This window comes from Streptomyces atriruber, from assembly GCF_001418325.1.
GTDB lineage: Bacteria > Actinomycetota > Actinomycetes > Streptomycetales > Streptomycetaceae > Streptomyces > Streptomyces atriruber.
The window spans coordinates 1-7,392 of record NZ_LIPN01000098.1 but is presented as its reverse complement, the minus strand read 5'-3'; the positions used below and the strand labels follow the sequence as shown (position 1 = coordinate 7,392).

Sequence of the window (7,392 nt, the reverse complement as noted above, 5' to 3'; positions counted from 1 at the left end):
CCACCAGAAAGCCACCCCATGCCCCCCGGAGCCAAGACCGACCTCCCCGTCCAGGAGCGTGCCGACGAGCTCATACCGGCGCGGGACCGGACCGTCCCCGCCGCAGGCGGGGGAAGACGGCTCTGGGACCGCGCCCCGTATCTGCTCGCCGCCGGGCTCTTCGTCGCGTACGCCGTCGTGTCCGTCTGCCGGTACCGGCGGCTGGAGAGCCTCTCCTGGGACCTCGGGATCTTCGAGCAGGCCGTGCGCTCCTACGCGCACCTCCAGGTGCCGGTGGCCGACCTCAAGGGGCCCGGCGCCAACATCCTCGGTGACCACTTCAGCCCGGTCACCGCCCTCCTCGCGCCCGCCTACCGGCTCTTCCCCTCGCCGCTCACGCTGCTCGTCGCGCAGGCGCTGCTCATCGCCGTGTCGGTGGTGCCCGTCACCCGGGCCGCGACCCGGCTCCTGGGGCGCGTGTCCGGGCTCGCCGTCGGCGTCGCCTACGGGCTGTCGTGGGGGATCCAGCGCGCCGTCGACTTCGACTTCCACGAGATCTGCTTCGCGGTGCCGCTGATCGCCTTCTCCCTCGAAGCGCTGCTGCGGCAGCGGTGGCGGGCCTCGCTGATCTGGGCGCTGCCACTCGTCCTCGTCAAGGAGGACCTCGGGGTGACCCTCGCGGCCCTCGCCGTGGTCGTGGCGATCCGGTGCCGCCGCTCGGACCCCAAGGCCCTGCCCTACGCCCTCGGTGTCGCCGCGTTCGGCGCGATCGCCACCCTCGTCACGCTCACGATGATCATCCCCGCCTTCAACTCGGTCGGCTCGTACGACTACTGGGGCAAGGTCGGCGAGGCGGGCCCCACCGCCGGGGCCCTCGACGGGACCGGCACCAAGCTGCGCACCCTCCTCTGGCTGCTCCTGCCCACCACCGGGCTCCTCGCCCTGCGCTCGCCGCTGCTCCTGATCGCGCTCCCCACCCTCGGCTGGCGGTTCCTCTCCGCCGACGACCACTACTGGGGCACGGACTGGCACTACAGCGCCGTCCTGATGCCGGTCGTCCTGCTCGCCCTCGTCGACGCCGCCGACACGTTGCGCCGGAGCGGGAAGCCGTGGCTGCGCACGTACGCGGACCGGGTGCCCGCGTGCGCCGCCGTCGCGGCGCTCGCCCTCACCACGTCGCTGCCGCTGGCGGGCGTCACCGAGGCGGCGACGTACCGCAAGAGCGAACAGGTCGTCGCCGTGGAGAAGATGCTCGACCGGATCCCGGACGACGCCACCGTCGAGGCGAACATCGGGCCCATCAGCAGGCTGACCTCCCGCGCCCGCGTCTTCTGGACGGGCGCGGCCCGCCCGGTCGTGCCCGACTACGTCGCTCTCGACGTCCGGTCCGGCTGGACGAAGGACCCGGTCGCGTACGCCAACGGTCTGCATCCGGGCACCCGTTACGTGGCCGAGGACACCGCCTACGGATACGTGCTGCTGCGCAAGGACTGACGCCCGCGGCGGCGGGACGCGGGGGGCCGGCTCCCCCGTTCCCCCGTGTCCCCCGTCGGTGTGGCTATTCGGTGGCGATGGCGTTGAGGACGTTCATCCGGCCGGCCCGGAAGGCCGGGACCAGCGCCGCGAAGAGGCCCACGAACGCCGACCCGATGAAGACCGCGATGATCGTCGGCCACGGGATCTCCAGGACCTTCAGGCCCTCCAGCGCCAGGAGCTTCTGGGCGGTCGCGCCCCAGCCCATGCCGAGGCCGAGGCCGAGCAGGGCGCCGAAGAGGGCGATGACCACCGACTCCATGCGGATCATGCGGCGCAGCTGGCGGCGCGAGAGGCCGATCGCCCGCATCAGGCCGATCTCGCGGGTGCGCTCCACCACCGAGAGGGCCAGGGTGTTCACGACGCCGAGGATCGCGACGATGATCGCGAGGCCGAGCAGGCCGTAGACCATGTTCAGGAGCTGGCCGACCTGGTCCTTCAGCGTCTGCTTGAAGTCGGTCTGGTCCATCACCTTGTACTGCGGGTACGCGTCCAGGGACTTCTTCAGGGAGGCGTACGCGGCCTCCTCCTGGCCCTTGGTGGCCGAGGCGAACATCATGTCGTTCTGCGGGACGCGGTCCGCGGGGACGTACTTCTCCATCGTCGAGATGTTGAGGTACATCGATCCGCGGTCGACCGTGGTGTCGTCGTCGGTGATCGCGGCGAGCCTCAGCTTCGCCGTCCTGCCGTGCTCGAAGGCGATCTTCAGCTCGTCGCCGACCTTCAGGCGGTGCTTCCTGGCGAAGTCGTCGCCGACCGACATGGCGTCCTTGCCGTAGGCGGCGGACAGCTTGCCCGCGGTGGTCTCGCGCCGCAGGTCCGTGGCGTAGGAGGGGTCGGCGGCGCTCAGGCCGACGCCGTCCACGGTCTTGCCCGAGGGCGTGGTCATGTCCGCGTTGATCTGCTTGTAGCGCGTGATGTGGGCGACGTGATCGGCCTTGCCGAGGGCCTGCGCGGCCTTCTCCGTGATGGAGATGCCGGGCTGGGTGGGCTGGACGATGAAGTCCGCGCCGACCGACTTGTCGAGCTCGTCGGTGGCGGAGGCGACCATCGAGGAGCCGACGACGGAGAGGCAGGCGACCAGCGCGAGGCCGATCATCAGGGCCGCGCCGGTGGCGCCGGTGCGGCGCGGGTTGCGCAGGGCGTTGCGCTCGGCCATCCGCCCGACCGGGCCGAACATCCGGAGCAGGACCGCGCTGATGACGCGGACCACGCCGGAGGCGAGCACCGGGCCGATGACGACGAAGCCGATGAGGGAGAGGACGACTCCGCCGCCCAGGAGGAGCGAGCCGTCCTTGGCCTTGTCGGCCTGCGAGGCGGCCCAGAGGGCGTAGCCGCCGGCGCCGGTGAGGACGAGCCCGATGACGGCGCGCAGCGCGCTCGCCCTGCCGTCGGCCGGGGTGCCCGCGTCGCGGAGCGCGGCCATCGGCGAGACCTTGCCGGCCCGTCGTGCGGGGAGGTAGGCGGCGAGGACGGTGACGACGATGCCGAGGACCATGCCGATCACGGGCGTCGTCCAGTTGACGGTGAGGTCGCCGGTGGACAGTTCCATGCCCATGCCGGACATGAGCTTCATCAGGCCGACGGCGAGCCCGATGCCCGCGCCGACCCCGAGGACCGAGCCGAACACGCCGAGCAGCAGCGCCTCGACGAGGACGGAGCGGTTGACCTGCTTGCGGCTGGAGCCGATGGCGCGCATCAGGCCGATCTCGCGGGTGCGCTGGGCGACCAGCATCGAGAAGGTGTTGATGATGAGGAAGATGCCGACGAGGAAGGCGATCCCGGCGAAGCCGAGCATCGCGTACTTCATGACGTTGAGGAAGCTGCCGACGGAGTCGCGGTTGTCGTCCGCGGTCTCCTTCTGCGTCTTGATGTCGTACGAGGAGGTCTTGGCGTCGAGGACCCCGGCGACGTTCCGCTTCAGCTGGGTGTCGCTGACGCCCGCGTCGGCGGTGAGGTTGACGTGCGTGAACCGGCCGGTGGTGCCGAGGAGCCCGCGCTGGGAGGTCGCGGTGTCGAAGTAGACGATCGCGGCGCCGGGGTTGGTCACCTTGAAGGTGGCGATGCCGGAGATCTTCGCGGTGAGGTCGCCGGTGGCGGTGATGGTGCGCAGCTCGTCACCGAGCCCCAGGCCGTGCTTGTCGGCGGTGTCGGCGTCGACCATCACCTCGGTGGGGCCGCGCGGGGCGTGGCCGGAGGTGATGTCCATCGAACGCAGGTCGTTGCGCGTCCAGTTGCCCGCGATGGTCGGGCCGCCGTTGGTGGGGCCCATGTTCTTGTTCTTCGCGTTGACGATGGTCACGCTCTGGCTGCTGACCGCGCCCTCGGCGGCCTTCACGCCCTTGGCCTTCTCCGCCTGCCGCACGACGGAGGCGGGCATCGACTCGGGCTTGCCGCTGCGCGGGGTGTCCCCCGCGTCCTCGGCGGACTTGGGGCTGACGGTGACGTCGGCGGAGGTCGCCGCGAAGAGCTTGTCGAAGGTGGTGCTCATGGTGTCGGAGAAGACGAGCGTGCCGCAGACGAACGCCACCGACAGGATCACGGCGACCGCGGAGAGCGCCATGCGTCCCTTGTGCGCGAAGAAGTTGCGCATCGAGGTCTTGAGGACGGTCATGACGTGCGCCCCCGGGCGTCGAACGACTTCATGCGGTCCAGGACCTGGTCGGCGGTCGGGTGGTGCATCTCGTCGACGATCCGGCCATCGGCGAGGTACAGGACACGGTCCGCGTAAGAGGCGGCGACCGGATCGTGCGTCACCATCACGATGGTCTGGCCGAGCTCGGTCACCGAGCGACGCAAGAAGCCCAACACCTCCGCCCCCGCACGGGAGTCGAGGTTTCCGGTCGGCTCGTCGCCGAAGATACGCCTGTCTGATAGCGGGCTCCGCCCGCGGGCAGGGCAGGAGACACGGGCACCGGCCTGGGGCCGGGAGGTCGTGAGGACGGTCATGACGTGCGCCCCCGGGCATCGAACGACTTCATGCGGTCCAGGACCTGGTCGGCGGTCGGGTGGTGCATCTCGTCGACGATCCGGCCATCGGCGAGGTACAGAACACGGTCCGCGTAAGAGGCGGCGACCGGATCGTGCGTCACCATCACGATGGTCTGGCCGAGCTCGGTCACCGAGCGACGCAAGAAGCCCAACACCTCCGCCCCCGCACGGGAGTCGAGGTTTCCGGTCGGCTCGTCGCCGAAGATGATCTCAGGGCGGGAGGCGAGCGCGCGGGCCACGGCGACGCGCTGCTGCTGACCGCCGGAGAGCTCGGTCGGGCGGTGCTTGAGGCGCCCGGCGAGCCCCACGGTCTCCACCACCTGGTCGAGCCAGGCCCGGTCGGGCTTGCGGCCCGCTATGTCCATCGGGAGCGTGATGTTCTCGATGGCGTTCAGGGTCGGGAGCAGGTTGAACGCCTGGAAGATGAAGCCGATCCGGTCCCGGCGCAGCCGCGTGAGCTTCTTGTCCTTGAGACCGGTGATCTCGGTCTCGTCGATGTGGATCTGGCCGCTGCTGACCGTGTCGAGGCCCGCGAGGCAGTGCATCAGGGTGGACTTGCCGGAGCCCGAGGGACCCATGATCGCGGTGAACTGCCCGCGGGCGATGTCCACGTCGATGTGGTCGAGCGCGACGACGCGGGTCTCCCCGGAGCCGTACGCCTTCACGACCTGGCGCGCTCGTGCCGCCACGGCCGTACGCCCTCCAGTGCCCCCGTGCCTGGGTGTTGTCACAGCCGTTGTCACGGTAAATCTCCTATGTCGGTCCTGCGGCGAGCCGGGTGGATACGCTGCGCGCTCTCGCGCTTCAGTCTGGTGTCACGACAGGCCCCCGCGCGCTGGTGCTCAGCGCAGTCTTTTCCGGGGGAAAACCCCACCCCCGCCGGTACGGTTCGCCCGGCCGGCGGGGGTGGGACGTACGAGCCGGCCCCGTGCCCGGCTCGTAAAGCAAATCTAAGGACCGCCGCGGCCCGGCTCATCCTCCAGTGGGACGAACGCTCCCCAGTCCGTTGTACGGAGGTACCCCTAGGGGATCTCCACCCCCCGGTGGAGTGCGACTCAGGGTTGGCTCCACCCCGCCGTCCACCCTGCCCTCGCCCTCCACCGGGTGAGATGGTGACCCGCAGCAACCGGATGCAGGGGGAAGGAAGTTCTGTGGGCACCCAGGACGCGATACGCGGCAGGGGCGCGGTCGTCGCCGCGCTCATGCTCGCCATGGCGCTGGCCGCCGTCGACTCCACCATCGTGTCGACCGCCGTCCCGCAGATCGTGGGCGCGCTCGGCGGCTTCTCGATCTTCTCCTGGCTCTTCTCCGGCTATCTCCTCGCGGCGACCGTCACCCTGCCCGTCTACGGCAAGCTCTCCGACACCTTCGGCCGCAAGCCCGTCCTCATCGCGGGCTGCGTGCTGTTCCTCCTCGGCTCCGCGCTCTGCGCCCTCGCCTGGAACATGGAGTCGCTGATCGCCTTCCGCGTCGTCCAGGGCCTCGGCGGCGGCGCCGTCCAGGGCACCGTGCAGACCCTCGCCGCCGACCTCTATCCGCTCAAGGAACGCCCCAAGATCCAGGCCAAGTTGTCGACCGTGTGGGCCACGTCGGCCGTCGCGGGCCCCGCGCTCGGCGGCGTCATCACCTCGTACGCGGACTGGCGCTGGATCTTCCTGATCAACCTGCCCATCGGGGCGCTCGCCCTCTGGCTGATCGTGCGCCACCTCCACGAACCGGCGCGCGAGGCCGTCCCGCGCGGCCGCATCGACTGGCCCGGCGCGCTCGCCGTCTTCGCCTGCGGCGGCACCCTCCTGACCGCGCTCGTGCAGGGCGGGGTCGCCTGGGACTGGGTGTCGGCGCCGTCGTTCGGGCTGTTCGGCGCCGGGCTCCTGCTCATCGCCGTCGTCGTCCTCGTCGAGCGCCGGGCCGCGGAGCCGATCATCCCCGGCTGGGTCTGGCGACGGCGCACCATCGCCGCCGTGAACCTCGCCCTCGGCGCGCTCGGCCTCCTGATGGTGGCGCCCACCGTGTTCCTGCCCACGTACGCCCAGTCCGTGCTCGGACTCGCCCCGGTCGCCGCCGGGTTCGTGCTCTCCGTGATGACGCTCAGCTGGCCGGTCTCCGCCGCCCTGAGCCAGCACGTGTACCGCAGGATCGGCTTCCGCAACACCGCGATCACCGGCATCTCCGCGGCCGCGCTGGTCCTCTTCACCTTCCCGCTCCTGCCCTACCCCGGCACCGCCTGGCAGCCCGCGCTGCTCATGCTGCTGCTCGGCGCGGCCCTCGGCCTCTTCCAGCTGCCGCTCATCGTCGCCGTCCAGTCCAGCGTCGGCTGGGCCGAGCGCGGCACGGCCACGGCCTCCGTGCTGTTCTGCCGGCAGATCGGGCAGACCCTCGGCGCCGCCCTGTTCGGCGCCGTCGCCAACGGCGTGCTGAGCGCGCGGCTCGACGGGGCCGGGTCCCTCGACTCGGTGGCGCGCATCCTGGAGGACCCCGGGTCCGTGGCCGATCCCGAGCCGCTGCGGCGGGCCGTCGACGCCGCCGTCGACACGGTCTACCTCGGCGCGGGCTGCGCCGCGTTGCTCGCCCTGACCGTGCTGCTCTTCCTGGCCCCCCGGCGCTTCCCCGTCCTTCAGGAGAGACAACTGGGCGCACACCAGGACCAGTTGTCACCCACACAACAGACCGACTGACTTGTTCACCGAAAACCCCGCACACCACCACTACTTACGAGTAACGTCTCGGCTCCCCTCGCTCCCCGCGGTCCGCACACCGGGCCGGAAGCCGCGCAAGGAGAACCGGGATGACCCACCCTCCGTACGACGCCCACGTCCCGCACGAGCCGTACTCCTCCGTCCCGCACGAGCCGTACCCCCCGCAGCAGCCGCACCTCACCTACCCCTGGCA

4 protein-coding genes and 1 pseudogene are annotated in these 7,392 nt (G+C 70.9%); 2 read left to right on the top strand and 3 right to left on the bottom strand.

Annotated features, from left to right (window positions below):
* Window positions 1-18: 18 nt before the first annotated feature.
* Window positions 19-1,473 (top strand): DUF2079 domain-containing protein, encoded by a 1,455-nt coding sequence (locus AOK03_RS11725; RefSeq protein ID WP_079074651.1) that lies wholly within the window; start codon window positions 19-21, stop codon window positions 1,471-1,473.
* Window positions 1,474-1,537: 64 nt separating this feature from the next.
* Here AOK03_RS11725 and AOK03_RS11720 read toward each other — a convergent pair whose 3' ends face one another.
* The 3 genes and pseudogenes from AOK03_RS11720 to AOK03_RS11710 all read right to left on the bottom strand — a co-directional run bounded on the left by AOK03_RS11720 (window position 1,538) and on the right by AOK03_RS11710 (window position 5,246).
* Entirely contained in the window at window positions 1,538-4,126 is a 2,589-nt protein-coding gene (locus AOK03_RS11720; protein ID WP_055565147.1) for an ABC transporter permease, read from the bottom strand.
* Window positions 4,123-4,374 (bottom strand): annotated as a pseudogene (locus AOK03_RS11715) (ABC transporter ATP-binding protein); the annotation flags it as partial. The gene AOK03_RS11720 and the pseudogene AOK03_RS11715, both read right to left, overlap by 4 nt.
* A gap of 83 nt (window positions 4,375-4,457) precedes the next feature.
* On the bottom strand, window positions 4,458-5,246 hold the full coding sequence (locus AOK03_RS11710; protein ID WP_055565146.1) for an ABC transporter ATP-binding protein: 789 nt from the start codon (window positions 5,244-5,246) through the stop codon (window positions 4,458-4,460).
* Between the two features lie 387 nt (window positions 5,247-5,633).
* On the opposite strand from AOK03_RS11710, the gene AOK03_RS11705 reads away from it, so the two are divergent.
* Complete coding sequence (locus AOK03_RS11705; RefSeq protein ID WP_107097981.1) at window positions 5,634-7,178, top strand: MFS transporter; 1,545 nt, start codon at window positions 5,634-5,636, stop codon at window positions 7,176-7,178.
* Window positions 7,179-7,392: the final 214 nt, after the last annotated feature.

Coding starts and splice junctions, on each gene's coding strand:
- AOK03_RS11725 (WP_079074651.1), top strand. CDS start 19: ATGCCCCCCGGAGCCAAGACCGACCTCCCCGTCCAGGAGCGTGCCGAC.
- AOK03_RS11720 (WP_055565147.1), bottom strand. CDS start 4,126: ATGACCGTCCTCAAGACCTCGATGCGCAACTTCTTCGCGCACAAGGGA.
- AOK03_RS11705 (WP_107097981.1), top strand. CDS start 5,634: ATGCAGGGGGAAGGAAGTTCTGTGGGCACCCAGGACGCGATACGCGGC.